Origin of the sequence: Methylobacterium sp. 88A (assembly GCF_000376345.1) — a bacterium.
GTDB lineage: Bacteria > Pseudomonadota > Alphaproteobacteria > Rhizobiales > Beijerinckiaceae > Methylobacterium > Methylobacterium bullatum.
On the sequence record NZ_AQVT01000001.1, the window covers coordinates 3,227,616 to 3,247,637 of the forward strand.

15 protein-coding genes and 1 pseudogene are annotated in these 20,022 nt (G+C 68.6%); 7 read left to right on the forward strand and 9 right to left on the reverse strand.

Features of this window, described 5'->3' with window-relative positions:
* Positions 1-65: 65 nt before the first annotated feature.
* The 3 genes from ppa to A3OM_RS0115525 form a co-directional block, all read right to left on the reverse strand.
* Positions 66-602: an inorganic diphosphatase gene (ppa, locus tag A3OM_RS0115515; RefSeq protein WP_018044679.1), complete on the reverse strand. Its 537-nt coding sequence runs from the start codon at positions 600-602 to the stop codon at positions 66-68.
* Positions 603-782: 180 nt separating this feature from the next.
* Positions 783-1,124 (reverse strand): hypothetical protein, encoded by a 342-nt coding sequence (locus tag A3OM_RS0115520; RefSeq protein ID WP_018044680.1) that lies wholly within the window; start codon positions 1,122-1,124, stop codon positions 783-785.
* 123 nt (positions 1,125-1,247) lie between these two features.
* Positions 1,248-1,754 (reverse strand): GNAT family N-acetyltransferase, encoded by a 507-nt coding sequence (locus tag A3OM_RS0115525; RefSeq protein ID WP_018044681.1) that lies wholly within the window; start codon positions 1,752-1,754, stop codon positions 1,248-1,250.
* Between the two features lie 206 nt (positions 1,755-1,960).
* On the opposite strand from A3OM_RS0115525, the gene A3OM_RS0115530 reads away from it, so the two are divergent.
* Entirely contained in the window at positions 1,961-2,686 is a 726-nt protein-coding gene (locus A3OM_RS0115530; RefSeq protein ID WP_018044682.1) for a tyrosine-protein phosphatase, read from the forward strand.
* Positions 2,687-2,702: 16 nt separating this feature from the next.
* Here the strand turns inward: A3OM_RS0115530 and A3OM_RS0115535 are convergent, their stop codons facing one another.
* Both A3OM_RS0115535 and A3OM_RS0115540 read right to left on the reverse strand, forming a co-directional pair.
* Positions 2,703-3,575: a prephenate dehydratase gene (locus A3OM_RS0115535; protein WP_018044683.1), complete on the reverse strand. Its 873-nt coding sequence runs from the start codon at positions 3,573-3,575 to the stop codon at positions 2,703-2,705.
* 20 nt (positions 3,576-3,595) lie between these two features.
* Positions 3,596-4,339, reverse strand: coding sequence for a 3-deoxy-manno-octulosonate cytidylyltransferase (locus A3OM_RS0115540; RefSeq protein ID WP_018044684.1), 744 nt, complete (start codon positions 4,337-4,339; stop codon positions 3,596-3,598).
* A gap of 245 nt (positions 4,340-4,584) precedes the next feature.
* On the opposite strand from A3OM_RS0115540, the pseudogene A3OM_RS0115545 reads away from it, so the two are divergent.
* From A3OM_RS0115545 to A3OM_RS24185, 6 genes and pseudogenes are all read left to right on the forward strand, one after another.
* Positions 4,585-5,136 (forward strand): annotated as a pseudogene (locus A3OM_RS0115545) (cytochrome c family protein); the annotation flags it as partial.
* 436 nt (positions 5,137-5,572) lie between these two features.
* On the forward strand, positions 5,573-6,838 hold the full coding sequence (locus tag A3OM_RS0115550) for an alpha-hydroxy acid oxidase (protein WP_018044686.1): 1,266 nt from the start codon (positions 5,573-5,575) through the stop codon (positions 6,836-6,838).
* A gap of 459 nt (positions 6,839-7,297) precedes the next feature.
* Positions 7,298-9,166 (forward strand): extracellular solute-binding protein, encoded by a 1,869-nt coding sequence (locus tag A3OM_RS0115555; RefSeq protein ID WP_018044687.1) that lies wholly within the window; start codon positions 7,298-7,300, stop codon positions 9,164-9,166.
* Positions 9,163-11,025 (forward strand): extracellular solute-binding protein, encoded by a 1,863-nt coding sequence (locus tag A3OM_RS0115560; protein WP_018044688.1) that lies wholly within the window; start codon positions 9,163-9,165, stop codon positions 11,023-11,025. Before A3OM_RS0115555 ends, A3OM_RS0115560 begins: the two co-directional genes overlap by 4 nt.
* A 9-nt stretch (positions 11,026-11,034) precedes the next feature.
* Complete coding sequence (locus A3OM_RS0115565) at positions 11,035-12,141, forward strand: microcin C ABC transporter permease YejB (protein WP_018044689.1); 1,107 nt, start codon at positions 11,035-11,037, stop codon at positions 12,139-12,141.
* Entirely contained in the window at positions 12,138-12,668 is a 531-nt protein-coding gene (locus A3OM_RS24185) for an N-acetyltransferase (RefSeq protein ID WP_018044690.1), read from the forward strand. The genes A3OM_RS0115565 and A3OM_RS24185 overlap by 4 nt, the downstream gene beginning before the upstream one ends.
* A gap of 163 nt (positions 12,669-12,831) precedes the next feature.
* On the opposite strand, the gene A3OM_RS0115575 is transcribed toward A3OM_RS24185, so the two are convergent.
* The 4 genes from A3OM_RS0115575 to A3OM_RS0115595 form a co-directional block, all read right to left on the reverse strand.
* The gene (locus A3OM_RS0115575) at positions 12,832-14,916 is read right to left on the reverse strand and encodes a membrane protein (RefSeq protein ID WP_018044691.1); all 2,085 of its coding nucleotides are present in this window, start codon (positions 14,914-14,916) and stop codon (positions 12,832-12,834) included.
* Positions 14,917-15,241: 325 nt separating this feature from the next.
* Positions 15,242-18,067: a DUF4159 domain-containing protein gene (locus A3OM_RS0115585; RefSeq protein WP_018044693.1), complete on the reverse strand. Its 2,826-nt coding sequence runs from the start codon at positions 18,065-18,067 to the stop codon at positions 15,242-15,244.
* Positions 18,068-18,077: 10 nt separating this feature from the next.
* Positions 18,078-18,992, reverse strand: a complete 915-nt coding sequence (locus A3OM_RS0115590) for a DUF58 domain-containing protein (RefSeq protein ID WP_018044694.1) — start codon at positions 18,990-18,992, stop codon at positions 18,078-18,080.
* 4 nt (positions 18,993-18,996) lie between these two features.
* On the reverse strand, positions 18,997-20,007 hold the full coding sequence (locus A3OM_RS0115595; RefSeq protein ID WP_018044695.1) for a MoxR family ATPase: 1,011 nt from the start codon (positions 20,005-20,007) through the stop codon (positions 18,997-18,999).
* Positions 20,008-20,022 lie beyond the last annotated feature (15 nt).

The following is a 20,022-nucleotide window of genomic DNA, read 5'->3' on the forward strand; positions in this document are numbered from 1 at the left end:
CCGACTTTCGCAGGCGGGCCGCCTTGGAATCACACGCTGCGGAAAGATCCGATCGACGAAGGCTCTCAGGCCTTCTCGGCCTTGGCGCGCTCGATACCCTCGTTGATGAGGCGCTGGGCCTCGGCCTTGTCGCCCCAACGCTTGATCTTCACCCACTTGCCGGGCTCCAGATCCTTGTAATGCTCGAAGAAGTGCTGGATCTGCTGGATCGTGATGTCCGGCAGGTCGGTGTAGTTCTCGATCCGGTCGTAGCGCATGGTGAGGTGGCGGGACGGCACGGCGATGATCTTCTCGTCCTCGCCGGCATTGTCCTCCATCACGAGGACGCCCACCGGGCGGACGCTGATGACCGCGCCGGGAGCGATGGCGCGGGTATTCGCCACAAGAACGTCGCAGGGATCGCCGTCGCCCGAGAGGGTGTGGGGGATGAAACCGTAATTCCCCGGGTAATGCATCGCGGTATAAAGAAACCGGTCGACCACGAGGGCACCGGATTCCTTGTCCATCTCGTACTTGATCGGATCGCCGCCGATCGGCACTTCGATGATGACGTTGACGTCGTCCGGCGGGTTCTTTCCGATCGAGATGGAGTCGATGATCATGGGGTCCTCGCTCGAGCCTGCAGCAATCCAAGGCGCTGTTTCGGCGTCTCTTAAATCCCTTCCGCGTTAAAGGAAATCGACCTTGGCCCGATGCGCGGGGCTTTTGCGGCTTATCGTAACCGCCACACGCCCTTTCCGCGCTGTAAGCCCCGGCCCATACGGTCGGGCCGGAGCCACGGATCAGGATTTCTGATCGCCCGATCCGAACCAGCGCCGCCAGACGCCCTCGATCCAGCGGGCCGAGCGTTCGAGGGGGACCTTGAGGGCCGGGATGTCCTGGCTGAGGAGGGCGAGCCCGACGGGCAGCATCCAGAGCCCGAGCACGGGCAGGATCGAGAAGACGCCGCCCAAGATGAACAGGATCGCCGCACCGATCCTCACCCAGCGGCGAGAGGGCTCGCGCAGCCACTCGATGGCGCGCCGCAACCGATCGGGCAGTTTCTCGGTAAGGCGCGTGACGCGGTCGTCCCAATCCTGCGCCGTGCACTCACGGCGTGGCAGATCCTGCTGGCTGGCGGTCATCGTGGTCCCTGGATCCGGCGCGAGGACGTCGCGACGCGTTCCCCCATATGGGAACGGCGACGTCCGGGCTCAGGATCAACGTACCACTCCGCCTTCCGGGTTCCCTGATGACGGGATCGGGCCTCACTCGAAGCGGTAGGCCACCTTGGAGAGGACGGCGCCGGCCATGCGGTCGACGGCCTCGGCCACCTTGATGCCGCCCAGACCGGCGTAGAAGTCGCAGGCGCGCTCGTTGCCCGCCAGGGTCCAGACCCCGATCCGCGTCAAGCCGTGATCGGCGAGGTCGTTTCGGACCGCGCGGAACAGGCGCCGGCCGAGGCCCAGGCCCTGGTAGGCCGGCAGGATGTAGAGCTCGTCCACCTCCCCCGATGCCTTCAGGGCGCCGCCCCGCGCCTGCCCGTAGATCGCGTATCCGACGACCTCGTCGCCGATCTCGACCACGACCAGGGGGCGGTTGCGCTGGGCCGCGCCGACCCACCATTGCGACGAGCGCTGCGAGATCATCCGTTCCAGGGAAATGCCGGGGATGACGCCGCGATAGGCCTCCCGCCAGGTTTCGTCGAAGACGTCGCTCAACCGATCGGCGTCTCCCGGACGGGCGCGGCGGATGCTGGTGGTGCTCGTCTTCATGACTGTCCCTACGCTTGGTGGAAACGGGAACGATCTCGCATCGAAATGCACGATACGGGCATGATGAAGGCAAGCCGGATGCCGAGTTCCGGAAAGTGTGCTTCCTGAAGCGTGAGTGGCGCAATTCTGCGACATCCGTTTGCCCGACGCTGTCCCGGCTGTTAGAGCCGCCGCACGCTCCTCTCGACAGGTTCCCGCCGCCACCCGTGTTCAACAGATTCATCAAGCCCGAGATCCGCTATGCCCGGCGCATGGCGCGGATCGCCCGCTTCGAGCAGCCGATCGCCGGCCGGGGTGCGCGCATGCGGGCCTGGGCCAACATGCTGCTCGTGGATCACGGCGTGTTCCGGCTGGCCTATCTCAACCGCCACAAGATCGGCACCGGCAAGGTCTGGCGCTCGGCCCAGCCGACGCCGCACCAGCTCGCCTGGTTCCGGCGGCAGGGCGTGCGCACGGTGATCTCCCTGCGCGGCGGCCGCGAGCACGGCTCCTGGCCGCTCCAGCGCGAGGCCTGCGCGCAGCAGGGGCTGACCCTCGTGGAGTTCGTCCTGCGCTCGCGTGAAGCGCCGTCGAAGGAGACGATCCTCGGCGCGAAGGCCTTCTTCGACGGGGTCCAGTATCCCGCCGTGATGCATTGCAAGTCCGGGGCGGACCGGGCCGGACTCGGTGCCGCCCTCTTCCTCATCCTGCACGAAGGCGTGCCCGTCTCGGAGGCGATGGGTCAGCTCTCGGCCCGGTACGGCCATTTCCGCTTCGCCAAGACCGGAATCCTCGACGCGTTCTTCGATCTCTACCTGCGCGAGGGGGAAGCCAAGGGGCTGGATTTCCTCACCTGGGTCGAGACGGTCTACGACCCCGAGGCCCTGAAGCGCGAGTTCCGGCCGGGCTTCTGGTCGGATCTCGTGGTCGACCGGGTGATCAAGCGGGAATAGGCGCGGGTTCCGCGCGCTACTCCGCCGCCAGCCGCGTGGTCTCGCGGAACGGATGGGCCGGGTAGGTGCCGATGATGCGCAGTTCCCGCGAGAAATAGGCGAGTTCGTCCAGCGCGCGGGCGAGGCCCGGATCCTCGGGGTGGCCGTCCACTTCCGCATAGAACTGCGTCGCCGAGAACTGGCCCTCGACCATGTAGCTCTCGAGCTTCGACATGTTGACGCCGTTGGTGGCGAATCCCCCGAGCGCCTTGTAGAGCGCGGCCGGGATGTTGCGGACGCGGAAGATGAAGCTCGTCACGGTCGGCCCCGATGCGGCCGGGATCTCCGCCGCCTCGGGCGAGAACACCACGAAGCGCGTGGTGTTGTGGCTCTCGTCCTCCACGTCGCGGGCGAGGATGTCGAGACCGTAGACGCCCGCCGCCATGGCCGGGGCCAGCGCGCCGCGGCTCGGATCGCCGGCTTCGGCGACTTCCCGCGCCGCGCCCGCCGTGTCGCCGGCCACGATGGCCTTGAGCCCGAGCCGCCGGATGATCTTGCGGCATTGGCCGAGCGCGTGGACGTGGCTGTGCACCGTCCGGATCGCCTCGATCGGCGTGCCGGGAAGCGCCATCAGCTGAAAATGGATCGGCAGGAAGTGCTCGGCCACGATGTGCAGGTTCGAGCTCGGAATCAGGTGATGGATGTCCGCGACACGCCCGGCGATGGAGTTTTCGATGGGGATCATCGCCAGGGCGGCCCGGCCGTCGTTCACCGCCGCGAAGGCCTCTTCGAACGAGGCGCAGGGCAGCGGCGTCCAGTCGGGATAGGCCTGGGCGCAGATGATGTGCGAATTCGCGCCCGGCTCGCCCTGGTAGGAGATCGTGGTGCGGGATTCGGTCGTGTCGGACATGGGAGAAACAACTCGGTTCGTCAGTTGAGGCGCCGGGCCAGGAGCACCGCCCGCGCCCGTTCGAGGTCGGCGGGGGTGTCGACGCCCAGCGGCAGGTCGTCGACGATGGTGGCGTCGATGCGCATGCCCGCCTCCAGCGCCCGCAGCTGTTCCAGTTTCTCGCGGGTCTCGAGTTCGCCGGGCGGCAGGGCCATGAAGCGGGTGAGCGCCCGGCGGCGATAGGCGTAGAGGCCGATATGGTGGAACAGAGGCCCCTCCCCCCAGGGCGCCTGCGCCCTGGTGAAATAGAGCGCGCGCAGGCGGTTGGGCCCCACATGGTGGCCGACGAGCTTCACCACGTTGGGATCGTGCCGCTCCTCCTCGCGGGTGATGATCGCGCAGAGGGTGGCGATGTCCACGGCGCGATCGGCCAGCGGCGTGATCGCCGCGCCGATGATCGCCGGGTCGATCGTCGGCAGGTCGCCCTGGACGTTGACCACCACGTCGTGGTTGCCCTGCGGATCGATGATGTCGAGGGCCTCGGCCAGCCGGTCCGACCCGGAAGGATGATCGGCCCGGGTGAGGGTCGCGAGGCCGCCGACCCGCTCGATCGCCTCGACGATCTCGACGGCATCCGTGGCCACGACCACCGGTCCGATCCCGGCTTCCACGGCGCGGCGCCAGACATGGACGATCATCGGCTCACCGGCGATGTCGGCCATCGGCTTGTTCGGCAGCCGGGTGGCGGCCATGCGGGCGGGAATGAGAACGAGGGGATCCGACATCGACCGGCGTATCTCCGCAGTGAGCCGGGGGAGTAGCAGGGGCGGTGCGCGTTGTCATCGGCGCACGGTCGCGGCTGCGGGAGAATGACATCCGGCGCTATGCGACTACACGGCCGCCCGCTCCGCCATTGTCAAGGTCGGCCCTTAACCGCTATTCACCCTCGAACATTTCCAGAGTCCGGGGCATCCGCTCACCGGGCCACGCCTGCCGCCGCAACCGGCGGACGCCCCCGGAGTTGTCGAGAATGGACTCTTTCGAGCTGAACAAGGTCGCGGGCGCCGTACTCGGCACTCTTCTTCTCGCCATGGGCTCCGGTTTCGTCGCCGAATTGATCTACAGCGCCAAGCCGGCGGGAAGTGCCGGCTACGCCCTGCCCGAGCCTCAGCCCGAGGCGGCCGGCGGCGGCGCCGCCGCCGCGGCCAAGGTCGAGCCGCTTCCGGTCCGCCTCGCCAGCGCCAGCGTCGAGAAGGGCACCGGCGCCGCCAAGAAGTGCGCCGCCTGCCACAGTTTCGAGAAGGGCGGCCCCAACAAGGTCGGTCCGCATCTCTGGGGTGTGGTCGACCGCCAGCGCGCCCATGAGAGCGGGTTCGAGTATTCCGCCGCGCTGAAGGAGAAGGGCGGCACCTGGACCTACGACGAGCTCGATCACTTCCTCGCCAACCCGAAGACCTACGTGCCGGGCACCAAGATGGCCTTTGCCGGCATCCAGGCCCCGCAGGAGCGCGCCGACGTGATCGCCTATCTGCGCTCGCTCGCCGACACCCCGGCGCCGCTTCCCGCCGTCGAGAAGGCCGCCGCCGAGGACAAGCCGGCGCAGTAAATTTCGGCTTTGCCGACACGTTTTCATCGGCTCGACGGAAAGGCGCGGCATGTCCGCGCCTTTCCTGTTCCGAACGACCCGTCGACCGGCCCTTTTCATATTGCGGTGCGGTAGTGCCGCGCGAATCACGTCGCCTGCTCAGCTCTGAGATCCAGCGGATCGCGCCATCGTGAAAGCGCGGCGCAGGACGCAAATCGACATATATCGCCGCCGATCTGCGATTTTGAGCCCGAATCCCGTTGAAGTACCGCATCGGCCGACCTCATCGCGTTGGCGGCGGAAGGCATGCACGCTACGATTTAGAATTATAACAGTTATTGCATCGCACAATAGAATTGGTGCAGGAAGGTTCGGCAAATCGAAGCAAGCGAGAGCGAGACGTATGTCGAACGGTGTCGAGGGAGAGTCTGCCATGGGTGAACACGCATCGATCCACCGCCGGAAACTGTTGGCCTACTTCTCGTCCAGCCCGCTGTTCGCGCCGAGCGCCGCACGCGCCCTGGCGGGAATCGCCGCCCTCGGAACCACGGAAGCGGTGGCCCAGAGCTACGACGTCCTGCGCGCCGCCCCCGTGATGAACGGCGACCTCATCGCCTCCCCGGCGCAGGCCCTCAACGTGTTCGATTTCGAGCCCGTGGCGAAGAAGGAATTGCCCCCGGCGCATTACGGCTACCTCGCCAGCGGCGTCGATGCCGACAAGACGCTGAAGGCCAACCGGGACGATTTCGACAAGATCCATATCCGCGTCCGCCGCCTGATCGACGTGCGAAAGATCGACACGACCGTGAAGATCTTCGGCGAGACCTGGGCGAGCCCGATCGCGCTCGCTCCCGTCAGCAGCGTGGGTGCCTTCCACCCCGAGGCCGAGGCCGCCGCCGCCCGCGCCTGCAAGGTGAAGGGTCACCAGATGATCCTGTCCACGGTGGGCAGCACCTCCATCGAGACCGTCATCAAGGAGCGTGGCGCCCCCGTCTGGTACATGCTGTACCCGACCGACGATTGGTCCGTGACCGAGAAGCTCGTGAAGCGGGCCGAGGCGGCCGGCGCCCCGGCCATCGTGCTCACCGTCGATCGCCAGGGCGGCCGCAACACCGAGACGCTGTTCCGCGAGCGCCGCGCCGACACCCGCACCTGTACCGATTGCCACACGCCCGGCTTCAAGAACGAAGTCAGCCGCAAGCCGATGTTCGACGAGATCGACGTGTCGAAGGTCACCAACCTCTACGGCACCGGCATGACCTGGGACTACGTGAAGCGCCTGCGCGGCATCGTGAAGGGCAAGCTCGTCCTCAAGGGCATCGTGACCCAGGAAGACGCCAAGATCGCCCTGACCCACGGCGTCGACGCGATCATCGTCTCCAACCACGGCGGCCGCGCCGAGGAGAGCCTGCAATCGACCATCGGCGCCCTGCCGGAAGTGGTCGCCGCCGTGAACGGCAAGGTCCCGGTCCTCATCGACGGCGGCTTCCGTCGCGGCACCGACGTGCTGAAGGCACTGGCGCTCGGCGCCACCGCCGTCTGCGTCGGCCGCCCCTATGTCTGGGGCCTCGCCGCCTTCGGCCAGCCCGGCGTCGAGATGGTGCTCACCCTGATGCAGCGCGAGTTCGAGACGATCATGCGCCAGGTCGGCGCCACTAAGCTCTCCGAAATCACGCCGAAGAGCGTCCAGATCGTCTGACATCCGGTTGATCGGATTTGTCCGGAGGATGTTCATGCGGGAGCAGATCATCCGCTGAAGTCCATCATCCAATCAGATCACCTCATCCTGAGGAGCCCTTCGCCTCGGCGAAGGGCCTCGAAGGAGCTCTCCAGTCTGCTCAGTGGGTGCTGGAGGCCTCCTTCGAGGCCGCTGCGCGGCACCTCGGGATGAGGTGGAGCGTCGGACTACCAACTCGAACCGGATCTTCGTGTCCCTCGGAAAACTCCCGCTGCTGCGTCGTACACCGGGGGGTATCGACCGTGATCGGGAGTACCGCGAGGCACTCCGCCGTTCCTCGCGAGGCGATCCTCCCACGCGTTCAACCGACGCGCCGGGGACTTGACCGCTTGGCGTGGCCCGTCCCGACGTCCTAGAAGGACATCGCGCCTGCGCCCTCGACGGCACGGGCAACGGAATTCGGGAGACAGCCGCCTCGTGATGCGAACAGCCCTGATCGGACGCCTTCTCGCCGCCTCCCTCGCGATCGCCGCCTTCGTCGGTGGTGCCAGAGCCGCCCCCGACGGTGCCCCCTGGGCCCATGCCTTCACGCTCATGGGCGAGCCGAAATACCCGGCCGATTTCAAGCAGTTCGACTATGCCGACCCGAAGGCCCCGAAGGGCGGGCTCGTGCGCCTCGGCGCCCAGGGCGGCTTCGACAATTTCAACCTCGTCGTGGCGGGTCTGAAGGGCGATCTCGAAGGTGGGGTCGCGCAGATCTACGATACGCTGATGACGGAGTCGCTGGACGAGCCGTTCACCTCCTACGGGCTCCTCGCCGAAGGGGTCCGCATCGCCGACGACCTCTCCTCCGTCTCCTACCGCCTGCGCGAGAATGCCCGCTGGCACGACGGGACGCCGATCACCCCCGAGGACGTGGTCTGGTCCTACGAGACGTTGAAGGCCAACAGCCCGTTCTACGCGGCCTATTACCAGACGGTGGGGAAGGGCGAGGTCACCGGCCCGCGCGAGGTCACCTTCACCTTCACCGAGAAGGGCAACCGCGAACTGCCGCAGGTGCTCGGCCAGCTCCGCGTGCTGCCCAAGCACTGGTGGACGGGCAAGGACGCGGAAGGGCGCCAGCGCGACGCCACCCAGACCACCCTCGAGATCCCCCTCGGCTCCGGCCCCTATCGCCTCGCCAAGTTCGAGGCCGGCCGCAGCGTCACCTACGAGCGCGTGCCCGATTACTGGGGCGCCGACCTGCCGGTGAATGTCGGCCGCAACAATTTCGGCACGATGCGCAACGAGTATTTTCGTGACGCCACCGTGCTGATCGAGGCGCTGAAGGGCGACCTGTTCGACTTCCGCGCCGAGAATATCGCCCGCAACTGGGCCACCGCCTATGACGACTTCCCCGCCGTGAAGGAGGGCCGCCTGATCAAGGAGGAATTCCCCGACCGCGGCAACGGCATCATGCAGGCGTTCGTCTTCAACACCCGCAAGGCCAAGTTCGCCGACGAGCGGGTCCGCCGCGCCTTCAACCTCGCCATGAACTTCGAGGAGATGAACCGGGCGCTGTTCTTCGGCCTCTACAAGCGGATCGATTCCTATTACTTCGGCTCGGAACTCGCCTCCTCCGGCCTGCCGCAGGGCGCGGAACTGGCGATCCTCGACGGCGTGAAGGACAAGGTCCCGCCGTCCGTCTTCACGACCCCCTACACCAACCCGGTCAACGGCACGCCCGATGCCGTGCGCGCCAACCTGCGCGAGGCGGTGCGCCTCCTCAAGGAGGCCGGCTACGAGCTTCGCGACGGGCGCATGACCAATGTAATGACCGGTGAGCCGCTCACCGTCGAGTTTCTGGAGTTCCAGAGCGTGTTCGAGCGGGTGGTCCTGCCGTTCTCGGCCCAGCTGAAGCTCATCGGCATCCAGACCTCGCTCCGCGTCATCGACCAGGCGCAGTACCAGAACCGGCTGCGCGCCTTCGACTTCGACGTGACCACGAGTTCCTGGGGGCAGTCCCTCTCCCCCGGCAACGAGCAGCGCGAATATTGGGGCTCGACTGCGGCCGACAAGCAGGGCTCGCGCAACCTGATCGGGATCAAGGACCCGGCCATCGACACGCTGATCGAGGCGGTGATCTTCGCCAAGGACCGGCCCGGCGTGCTCGCCGCCACCCATGCCCTCGACCGGGTGCTCCTCGCCCACAACTTCGTCGTGCCGCAATGGGCCTCGAACGTGTCGCGGACCCTGCGCTGGAACCGATTCGGGCACCCGGCCACCCTCCCGCTCTACGGCTCGTCCGGCTTCCCGACCACGTGGTGGTACGACGAGGCGCTGGCCGCCAAGACCGGGGCGCCCCGGTGAGGGTCGCGCCGAGCCGCCGGGACTTCGTCGCCGGGGCCGGCGCCCTCGGCATCGCCACCGCCCTGACGACGCGGGCGGGGGCCGCCCCCACCGGGGCGAGCCACGGCATGTCGAGTTTCGGGGAACTGAAATACCCGGCCGACTTCCCGCATTTCGCCTATGTGAACCCGGCCGCGCCACGCGGCGGCCGGTTCTCTGCGCAGCTCTCCTCCACCCTCGGCAACCAGGCCGGCGACACGTTCAACACCCTCAACGTCTACGTCCTGCGCGGCGACGGCGCCGCCGGCATGAACCTCACCTTCGATTCGCTGATGGTGCGGGCGCTGGACGAGCCCGATTCGCTCTACGGCCTCGTCGCCCGCAGCGTGGAGGCGAGCGAGGACGGCCTGACCTACCGTTTCGCCCTGCGCCCGCAGGCGCGGTTCCACGACGGCTCGCGCCTCACCGCCGCCGATGTCGCCTTCTCCCTGACTCTGCTGAAGGAGAAGGGGCATCCCGAAATCTCCCAGGTGATCCGCGACATGGCCGACGCCGTGCCGGAGGGTGACGAGACGCTGGTGGTGCGCTTCGAGAAGGGCCGCAGCCGCGATCTGCCGCTCTTCGTCGCGACGCTACCGATCTTCTCGAAGGCCTATTATGCCGGCCGGGATTTCGAAGCCTCCACCCTGGAGCCGCCGATGGGGTCCGGCCCCTACAAGGTCGGGCGCCTGGAAGCCGGCCGCTTCATCGAGTTGGAGCGGGTGACCGATTACTGGGCCGCCGACCTGCCGGTGATGGTCGGGCAGAACAATTTCGAGCAGATCCGCTACGAGTATTTCCGCGATCGCCAGGTGGCGTTCGAGGCGTTCAAGAGCGGCATCTTCACCTTCCGCGAGGAATTCACCGCCCGCGTCTGGGCGACGGGCTACGATTTCCCCGCCTTCCGCGAGGGCCGCGTGCGCAAGGAGGTCGTGCCCGATGCGAGACCCTCCGGCACGCAGGGCTGGTGGATCAACACCCGCCGCGAGGCCTTCAAGGACCGCCGGGTCCGTGAGGCGATCGGCCTGTGCTTCGACTTCCCCTGGGCGAACAAGAACCTGATGTTCGGCGCCTATATCCGCACGGTCTCGTTCTTCGAGAATTCCGATCTCAAGGCCACCGGAAAGCCCTCGCCCGAAGAGCTCGCGCTGCTCGACCCCATGCGCGCCGGCCTGCCCGACGAGGTCTTCGGCGAGGCGTGGCAGCCGGCCCAGTCCGATGGCTCCGGCCAGGACCGGGCGCTCCTCAGCCGCGCCGTGGCGCTCCTGCGCGAGGCGGGGTGCACGCGGGAAGGCGGCGCCATCGCGCTGCCGGGGGGCAAGCCCCTGGAGATCGAGTTCCTCGACGCCGATCCGGCCCTCGAGCCGCACACCCAATCCTTCATCCGCAATCTCGGCCTGATCGGGATCAAGGCCACCATCCGGCGGGTGGACACCTCCCAGTATCAGTCCCGCCTGAAGGATTTCGACTTCGACATCACCTCGCGCCGCTATGGCAGCGGGCCGACGCCGGGGCCGGAACTGAGGCAGGTCTACGGCTCGGCCAGCGCCGCAACGCCGGGCTCGGACAACCTCGCCGGAATCTCCGACGCCACGGTGGACGCCCTGATCGGCCGGGTGCTCGATGCGTCCACCCGCGCCGATCTCACCGTCGCCGCCCGCGCCCTCGATCGGGTGCTGCGCTCGGGCCGCTACTGGATTCCGATGTGGTACAAGGCCGATCACCGCCTTGCCCTCTGGGACGTCTACGGCCACCCATCGCCCGGACCGGCCTACGATCTCGGCGCCCCGGCGATCTGGTGGCACGAGGCCGAGAAGGCCCGGCGAATCGGCAGGAATTGAGGACCACACGTGCTCGCCTACATCCTGCGCCGCATCGCCCTCATGGTCCCGACGATCTTCGGGATCATGCTCATCACCTTCGTCATCGTGCAGTTCGCCCCCGGCGGGCCGGTGGAGCGCGTGCTGGCGCAGCTTCAGGGCCAGAACGAGGGCAGCCTGTCCCGCGTCACGGGAGGCGCCGGCGACCTCGGCGGCGGCGGGCGCTCGGCCGGCGGCGGCTCGGAGGCGAGTTCGCGCTATCGCGGCGCGCAGGGGCTCGACCCGGCCTTCATCAAAAAGCTCGAACAGCAATTCGGCTTCGACAAGCCGGCCCCCGAGCGCTTCGCCAAGATGCTGTGGGACTACGCCACCTTCGATTTCGGCAAGAGCTATTTTCGCGATGTGTCGGTGCTGCAGCTGATCCGCGAGCGCCTGCCGGTCTCGATCTCCCTCGGCCTGTGGATGACGCTCCTGTCCTACGCGATCTCGATTCCGCTGGGCATCCGCAAGGCAGTGAAGGACGGTTCGCGTTTCGACCTGTGGACCTCCAGCATCGTCATCGTCGGCTACGCGATCCCGAGCTTCCTGTTCGGCATCGCCCTCATCATCCTTTTCGCCGGCGGCTCGTTCCTGCAGGTCTTCCCGATTCGCGGCCTCACCAGCGAGGGCTGGGAGACCTTCACCCTCTGGGGCAAGATCGTCGATTACGCCTGGCACATGACGCTGCCGCTCACCGCCCTTGTGCTCGGCGCCTTCGCCACCTCGACCCTGCTCACCAAGAACTCGTTCCTCGACGAGATCCGCAAGCAATATGTGATGACGGCGCGGATGAAGGGCCTCACCGAGCGGCGGGTGCTCTATGGCCACGTGTTTCGCAACGCCATGCTGATCGTGGTCGCGGGCTTTCCCGGCGCCTTCATCTCGGCCTTCTTCGCCGGCTCCCTGCTCATCGAGACGATCTTCTCCCTCGACGGGCTCGGGCTTCTCTCCTTCACCGCCATCGTCGGGCGCGACTACCCCATCGTCTTCGCCACGCTCTACATCTTCTCGCTGATGGGGCTCGCGGTGAACCTGCTCTCCGACCTGATCTACACCTGGATCGATCCGCGCATCGACTTTTCCGCTCGGGCCACATGACGAGCCTGCCCCTCGTCATCCGGCCCGAGCGGCCGGGCGATGCCGATTCCATCGAACGCCTCCATGCCCGCGCCTTCGGACCGGGACGTTTCGCCCGCACCGCCTATCGACTGCGCGAAGGCGCCCGGCCCATGGCGGATCTCTGTTTCACCGCGCTGGTGGGCACCTATCTCGTCGGCTCGGTCCGTGTCGCTCCGGCGGAGGCGGGAGGGCCGCTTTTGGTGCTGGGGCCGCTCACGGTGGATCCCAGCTTCGGGAAGCGCGGCATCGGCGGATCGTTGATGCGGGCGAGCCTCGATGCCGCGCGGGCCGGCGGCCACGGGCTCGTCATTCTAGTCGGTGACGCGCCCTATTACCGCCGCTTCGGCTTCACGCCCGTGCCGCCGGGCCGCCTGCTGCCGCCGGGACCGGTGGATCCCGCGCGATTCCTCTGGCTCGAACTCCGTCCCGGCGCCTCGGAGACGGTATCGGGGATCGTCAGGCCCGTTCGTCCGCCCACAACCCTCAGCGGCGAGACGCGAGACTGACCCTCCCCAGAGGGTGAGACGCACGCCACTCCTTCTCCCCTCTGCGGGAGAAGGTGGCCCGCGAAGCGGGTCGGATGAGGGGAGCGCCATCTTCGGAGAGGTCGCCCCCTCTCCCGCCTGCTCCGCAGGCACCCTCCCCCGCAGAGGGGGGAGGGTCGGAGACCTACGCCGCCCGCCCGCGCCGGCCCTCCACCAGCCACATCGCCAGCACCGCACCGGCCAGCGCCACCAGCGCCCATAGGCCGAGCGCCAGGGGGTAGACCTCGACGCCGCGGATGACGGCACTGTCGCTCGGGCGGAAGCCGATCCAGTCGGCACCGGCCAGACGCCCGCTGCGCACGGCCTGAAGGCGCGGCACGACGGTGGTCCCGCCCGCATCGGCGAGGCGGCGGATCGAGCCGCCGGTCCCTTCAGCCAGGGCCTTCAGCCGTTCGGTATCGCTGAACACGTCGGTGAGTTCGCGCGGGTTCGGCGGCCCGACGCTGACGAAGGCGATGAGGGAGCCGGAGCGCAGGGTGTGAAGCCCGAGTTCCGTGGCCTCGAACGTCGTGCTGAACAGGCCGGGCTCCCCGGCCGTGAGAGTCAGTGTCCGCTCCGGTCCGGTCGGCCCCTTCACGGTGACGGGGTCGGTGGTCTCGGCCATGGTCTGGCGCTCGACGCGGACTTCGCGGCCATGACCCGTCGTCTGCGCCCGCAGGGCCTCCTCTTCGAGGGCCGGTTCCTTCATCAGCCAATGGCCGAGGCGGCGCAGCAGGTCGAGATAGGGGCCGCCTTCCTGGTAGCCGCGAGCCCAGAGCCAGGCGTGGTCGGAAAGCAGAAGGGCGACCCGACCCTTGTCCTCCCGCGAGAGAGCAAGAAGCGGCAAGGCATTCGGACCCTGCAGGATCGGCTGGATGCCGGGCTTGGTCTGGGCCGAGACGATGCGCAGCCAGTCGCCCCAGGCCGGGGGAGAGGCCTCCGATCCGGGCAGGGCGCGGGTGACGGGGTGGCGGGTGCCGGTGCCCGTCAGCGCCGCCTTGTAGGGCTGCTCCACCACGCGGCCATTGGGTTCGCCGGGCAGGATCTGGGAGAGGCGGGTACGGGCGAGGCTCGCCGAGGAGGCGAATTCCGGCCCCGCCGCGATGAGCAGCGCGCCGCCATCGCGGACATAGCGGACGATGTTGTCGAAATAGGCCGAGGGCAGCACGCTCTGGTTGGCGTAGCGGTCGAAGATGATGAGATCGAAATCCTTGATCTTCTGGACGAACAATTCGCGCGTCGGGAAGGCGATGAGCGAGAGTTCGGAGATCGGCGTGCCGTCCTGCTTCTCCGGTGGGCGCAGGATGGTGAAATGGACGAGATCGACGTTGGCGTCCGACTTCAGCAGGTTGCGCCAGGTCCGCTCACCCTGGTGCGGCTCGCCCGAGACGAGGAGCACGCGCAGCTTCTCGCGGATGCCCTCGATGGGCAAGACGGCGCGATTGTTGATCGTGGTCAACTCGCCGGGCAGCGGCTCGACCTCGATTTCCACGACGTTGGGGCCGCCATGCTCGATCTTGGTGGTCAGCGAGAAGGGCTGACCGGTGGGGAAGGTGCGGCGTCCGATCTCCTCGCCGTCGCGGCGCACGGTGACGGTGGCGCTGCCGGTGCCACCCCGCTCCATCACCTCGGCGCGGATGGTGAGATCGCGCCCGACGATGCCGAAGCGCGGCGCCTCGATCAGCTTGATCTGCCGGTCGCGCTCGTCGGGATGGCCGGTGACGAGGACATGGAGCGGCGCCTTGATGCCGAGCGCCGCGACGTTGGCCGGGATGTCATGGACCACGCCGTCCGTCAGCATCACCACCCCGGCGAGCCGATCCGGCGGGACGTCGGCGAGGCCCTGGGACAGGGCCGTGAACAGCTTGGTGCCGTCGTCGCCGTCCTTGGCGTCGGGCACGTCGATGAAGCGCGGCTCGATGTTGGTGAGCGAGCCGAAGCGCCGCTGCAATTCGGCCCGGACCGTATCGGTAATGGCCGGGCGGTCACCGAGACTTTGCGACCCGGTCCGGTCGACGACGATGGCCGCGATGTCCTTCACCGGCTCGCGATCCTCGCGCACCAGGGACGGGTTGGCGATGGCCAGCAGCACGAGCCCGAGGGCCAGCGCCCGCAGGACCGCCGTGCGCCCCCGCGCCACGAAGGCGAGAACGACGAAGATCGCCACCAGAACGCCCAAGCCCGCGATGACCGGCCACGGGATGAGCGGGGTGAAACTGAGGCTCAGCATGGGCTAGCGGCCTCCGAGTTTCGGCTTCCCACGGTCTCCAACCCAACCACCTCATCCTGAGGTGCCCGCATGGCGGGCCTCGAAGGAGCCTTCCAGTACCCTCCGAGTGGACTGGAGGCCTCCTTCGAGGCCTCCGCTGCGCTCCGGGGCCTCAGGATGAGGTCGGAGGGACGGATATCGCTCATGGTTATTTGACAGGAGAGGGCTGGGGTGAGGTGTGGTCCATCTCCGGAGAGGTCGCCCCTTCTCCCGATCGCTCCGCGACCACCCTCCCCCGCAAAGGGGGGAGGGACGAGCCCGACCCGATACGCAGTCTGAAAGGCCATCACTGTCCCAACCGCTCCAGCAGGGCCGGGACGTGGACCTGATCCGCCTTGTAGTTGCCTGTCAGCGTGTAGATCACGAGGTTGATGCCGCCGCGGAACGACATCTCGCGCTGGCGCTGGTCGCCGCCGACGATGGGGTAGAGCGCCTCGCCGCGCTTGCCCACCGCCCAGGCGGCGGCGAGGTCGTTGCCCGTGATGACGATGGGGGAGACGCCGTCCCCGGCCCGCGCGGGGCGGCGTTCGGCCCCGTCTCCGGCGGGCGGCAGGGTCTCGACCCAGGTCTGGCCGGTGGCGTAGCGGCCGGGGAAATTGTCCACGAGGTAGAAGGCCTTGGTGAGCACGTGGTCCGCCGGAACCGGCTCCAGTTCAGGCACTTCCAGGGTGGAGAGCATCTTGCGCAGATAGGCCCCCTCCGGTGTCGGCGGGCCGCCCGGCCGCGCGGTCAGCGCGTCGCGGGTGTCGAACAGGACCGTCCCGCCGTTGCGCATGAAGGCGTCGATCCGGCGGATCGCGGCCTCGCTCGGCTGGGGGCGGCTCGCGACGATGGGCCAATAGATGATCGGATAGAAGGCGAGCTCGTCCTTGCCCGGATCGATGCCGATCGGGTCGCCCGGCTCGAGGGCGGTCCGGCTGGCCAGCATCTGGGTCAGGCCGTTGAGCCCGGCGCGGCTGGCCGTATCCGTCGCCTCGTCGCCGGTGACGACGTAGGCCAGACGGGTGGCGAGGGCGGAGTCGAACGTGTTCGGCCGCGCGCCCTCCTGAGCATGCGCGCCTCGCTGCGCACCCATGATGCCGATGCCGGCCACGATGAGCACCGCCGCCGCCCGTCCGGCGAAGCGTCCGAGCAGCCCCCCGCGCGAGCGGTTGAAGAGACCGCCGAGCCAGAGGCCGGCGAGGGTGTCGAGGATCAGCAGCATCAGCGCCACGGTAAACAGCGTGGCGCGCAAGTCGAGGGTGTCTCCCCCGGTGAGCGAACCGGTGCGGGCGTCGGTGAAGGCCGACAGGTCGAGGGGTTTCAGGCGGTCGTCGGGCCGGAGCGCGTTCACGGCGACTCCGCCATCGGCCGGGCCATAGAAGCCGGCCGGGTGTTCGAGGCTGGCGCGCTCGCCGTAATCGTCCGGCACCGCCGTGGCACCGGCAGGCGGGCTGCCCAGCGCCCCGAACCCATCGAGGGTGAGGCGAGGCGCCAGGACGGCGGCGGCGGGCCGGGTCGACCCCTCCCCTCCATTCGGAGACGCACTGCCCGACAGGGCGACCACGCGGCGCAGCATGTCGATGAACAGGCCGGAGAGCGGCAGGTTCGACCAGGTCGTGTCTGCGGTGACGTGGAACAGCACGATCTGCCCCTTGCCACGCTTCTCGGCGGTGACGATGGGCGTGCCGTCCTGCAGCGAGGCCCAGGTCCGCCCCGGCAGGTCGCCATCCGGCTCCGCCAGGATCTGGCGGCGCACGCCGATATCCGCCGGTGGCACCAGCCCGGCAAACGGACTCTCCGGGGCAAAGGTCGCGAGCGTCCTGGGGCTGTCCCAGGACAGGGTGCCGCCCAGGGTCCGGCCGCCCCGGCGCAGGCGCACCGGTACCAGGGTGTCGTTGCCGGCCGCCAAGCGCGGCCCGGCGAAGCGCAGCAGCAGGCCGCCCTCGTTCACGAAACTCGCCACCCGGCGCATGGTCGCCTCGTCGAGGGCGCCCACATCGGCGAGGACCAGCACCGAGACCTGATTGTCGAGGAGCTGCCCGACGGATTCGGCCACCCCCTTGGCCCCGCGTGCTTCTTGGACGTCGGCGAAGGGGGTGAGCGCGCGGGAGAGATAGTAGGTCGGGGCCAGGAGCGGCTGGGCCTGATCGTTGGTGCCGCCGAAGACCAGGCCGACGCGGCGGCGCTTGCCGCGCTCGTCCATCAGCGTCACCGCGCCGGCCGAGCGCTCGGCGGCGATCTCCAGCCGGCTGATGCCGTTGCGGAGCTCTACGGGGAGCTCGAACGTGACCTCGGTTTCGGTGGCCCCGTCGGCGAAGCGGAAATCGTGCTCGGCCAGGGGCAGGCCCTTCTGGTCGAGGGCGCGGACCAAGCCGGCATCGCGGCCATTGGCCGAAGCGCGCAGCACATGGGCGCTGAGCTTGCCGCCGCTCTCGGCCGCGGTGAGGGCCAGAGCCGGTGGCCGGTCGGCGCGCAGGATGGTGAGACGGGCGCCGGCTTTGTTCAACGCATCGGACAAACCCTTGCCGAACGCATCGGATGCGGCACCCGCAACGCCATCGGTGATCCAGACCACAGCGACCGCCGGATGGCGGTCGAGGAAGGCTCCGATGGCGGTCAAATGGACGTCGCGTTGCGGTAGATGGGAGCGCGGCGCGACGGCCCGGAGCCGGTCCAGGGCGGCGGCGGGCGTCTTCGCTTCCAACGCCGCCGGGGCGTCGGCGAGGGCGACCACGGCCACGGGGCGACCGTCCCGCGAGGCCGCTTCGATCTCGTCGGTGGCGGCCCGCATGCGCTCGCGCCAGTCATGCGCGGCGGAAAACCCGTTATCGATCATGACGATGAGCGGCGTCCGCCCGGAGGTCGCGCCGGTGCCAGACGGGTTCCAGACCGGCCCGGAGACCGCAAGGATCAGGCAGGCCGCGGCGATCATCCGGAGGATCAGCAGCCAGGGAGGGGTCCGCGCCGGCGTCTCGCGCTTGGCCAGCAGGTCGGCCATGATCCGCAGGGGTGGAAACTCGATCCGCTGCGGCCGAGGCGGCGTCACCCGCAGAAAATACCACAATGCCGGCAATGCGATAAGCGCCGCGAGCGCCAGCGGCGCGGCGAAGGTCAGGGGCAATCCGAACATGTGCTGCTCCTCACCCCGTCCCGCGCGCGGCGGCGACCAGCGTGAGGAGACGCAGGGCCGCCTCGCTCGCCGGCCGGTCGGTGCGATGGATCGTCCGGGTCCAGCCCTGGGCACGGGCGATCTCGGCGAGTCCGTCCCGATGCGCGGCGATTCGGGTGCGATAGGCCACCCCCCACGACGCCGCGTCGCCGATATCGAGGCTAATCTTGGTCTCGGGGTCGTGCAGCACGGCCTGGCCCGCGAAGGGAAAGGTCTCCTCCACCGGGTCGACCACCATGACGAGATGGCCTCTCGTGCCGGAGCCCGCCAGGGAGCCCACCGCCTCTCTAAGCTGTTCCAGCGGCGAGAGAAAATCGCTGACGAGGATCGCCTCGTCGAAGCGGCCCGGCGTGGCGCGCGGCGGCATGTCCTGCTCAAGACCGGCTTTGTCGGCCACCAGAGCCTGCGCCATGGTCTCGACGATGCGGCGTGAGGCCGTGGCCCTGGTGAGACCCAGAAGCCCCGCCCGCTCGCCCCCCTCGACCAGGGCGTCGGCAACGGCGAGGCCGAGCACGAGGGCGCGCTCGACCTTCGGGCCCTGACCGAGGCTCGACGAGAATCCCATGGAGGCGGACCGGTCGATCCAGAACCAGATGTTGTGGGTCGCCTCCCATTCGCGCTCGCGCACGTACAACTTATCGTCGCGGGCGGAGCGGCGCCAATCCACCCGCGCCGCCGCTTCGCCCGCTACGAAGGGCCGGAACTGCCAGAAACTCTCCCCCTGCCCCGCCCGCCGTCTGCCGTGCAGGCCATGCGCCAGCGTCGAGGAGACACGGCGCGATTCGAGGATCAGACGCGGCATCCGCTCGGCGAGAGAGAGTGCGCCTTCGGTCTCGTGTCGCCCAGGAGCGCGCTGGGCCGCGTCGAGAACCCGGGTGGCGATCATACCGTTAAAGCTTCGCGGCCAGCTGGGCGATGATCCCCGGCACGGTCTCACCGTCGGCGCGCGCCGCGAAGCTCAAGGCCATGCGGTGCTTGAGCACGGGCTCGGCCAGCGCCTTCACATCGGCCACCGAGGGGGCGACGCGGCCTTCGATCAAGGCCCGGGCCCGCACCGCCAGCGTCAGCGCCTGACTCGCGCGGGGACCGGGCCCCCACAGGAGCTTGCCCTTCAGGGAAGGATCGCCCCCTTCCGGCCGCGCGGAGCGGACGAGATCGAGGATCGCATCCACCACCGCATCGCCCACCGGCAGACGGCGCACGAGGCGCTGCGCCGTGAGAAGCGCCTCCGTGGACATCACCGCCTGTGGGGTGTGGTCGCCGACGCCCGTGGTCTCGATGAGGATCCGGCGCTCGGCGGCGCGGTCGGGATAGCCGACGTCGATTTCGAGCAGGAAACGGTCGAGCTGCGCTTCGGGGAGCGGGTAAGTGCCCTCCTGCTCGATGGGGTTCTGCGTCGCCAGCACGTGGAACGGGCGCGGCAGGTCGTGCCGCTCGCCCGCCACGGAGACGAAATTCTCCTGCATCGCCTGCAGCAGAGCGGATTGGGTGCGCGGGCTGGCCCGGTTGATCTCGTCCGCCATCAGCAATTGCGTGAAGACCGGGCCGCGCACGAAGCGGAACGAGCGGCGGCGGTCCTGGTCCTCGTCGAGAATCTCGGTGCCGAGGATGTCGGAGGGCATCAGGTCGGGGGTGAACTGCACGCGGCGGGCGTCGAGCCCGAGCACGGTGCCGAGCGTCTCCACCAGCTTGGTCTTGGCGAGGCCCGGCAGGCCGACGAGGAGACCGTGGCCCCCGGCCAGGATGGTGATGAGGGCGAGGTCGACGACCTTTTCCTGGCCGAAGATGACCTTGTGAATGGCGTCCCGCGCCTGTCCCACCTGGCCGAGACACGCCTCCGCGGTGGCAACGATGCCATCGTCGAGGGAGGTGGCCGGGGCCGGTGTGGAGCCTGAAGTCATGAGTTCGATCCCGGT

Coding starts and splice junctions, on each gene's coding strand:
- ppa (WP_018044679.1), bottom strand. CDS start 602: ATGATCATCGACTCCATCTCGATCGGAAAGAACCCGCCGGACGACGTC.
- A3OM_RS0115520 (WP_018044680.1), bottom strand. CDS start 1,124: ATGACCGCCAGCCAGCAGGATCTGCCACGCCGTGAGTGCACGGCGCAG.
- A3OM_RS0115525 (WP_018044681.1), bottom strand. CDS start 1,754: ATGAAGACGAGCACCACCAGCATCCGCCGCGCCCGTCCGGGAGACGCC.
- A3OM_RS0115535 (WP_018044683.1), bottom strand. CDS start 3,575: ATGTCCGACACGACCGAATCCCGCACCACGATCTCCTACCAGGGCGAG.
- A3OM_RS0115540 (WP_018044684.1), bottom strand. CDS start 4,339: ATGTCGGATCCCCTCGTTCTCATTCCCGCCCGCATGGCCGCCACCCGG.
- A3OM_RS0115550 (WP_018044686.1), top strand. CDS start 5,573: ATGGGTGAACACGCATCGATCCACCGCCGGAAACTGTTGGCCTACTTC.
- A3OM_RS0115555 (WP_018044687.1), top strand. CDS start 7,298: ATGCGAACAGCCCTGATCGGACGCCTTCTCGCCGCCTCCCTCGCGATC.
- A3OM_RS24185 (WP_018044690.1), top strand. CDS start 12,138: ATGACGAGCCTGCCCCTCGTCATCCGGCCCGAGCGGCCGGGCGATGCC.
- A3OM_RS0115575 (WP_018044691.1), bottom strand. CDS start 14,916: ATGCTGAGCCTCAGTTTCACCCCGCTCATCCCGTGGCCGGTCATCGCG.
- A3OM_RS0115585 (WP_018044693.1), bottom strand. CDS start 18,067: ATGTTCGGATTGCCCCTGACCTTCGCCGCGCCGCTGGCGCTCGCGGCG.
- A3OM_RS0115590 (WP_018044694.1), bottom strand. CDS start 18,992: ATGATCGCCACCCGGGTTCTCGACGCGGCCCAGCGCGCTCCTGGGCGA.
- A3OM_RS0115595 (WP_018044695.1), bottom strand. CDS start 20,007: ATGACTTCAGGCTCCACACCGGCCCCGGCCACCTCCCTCGACGATGGC.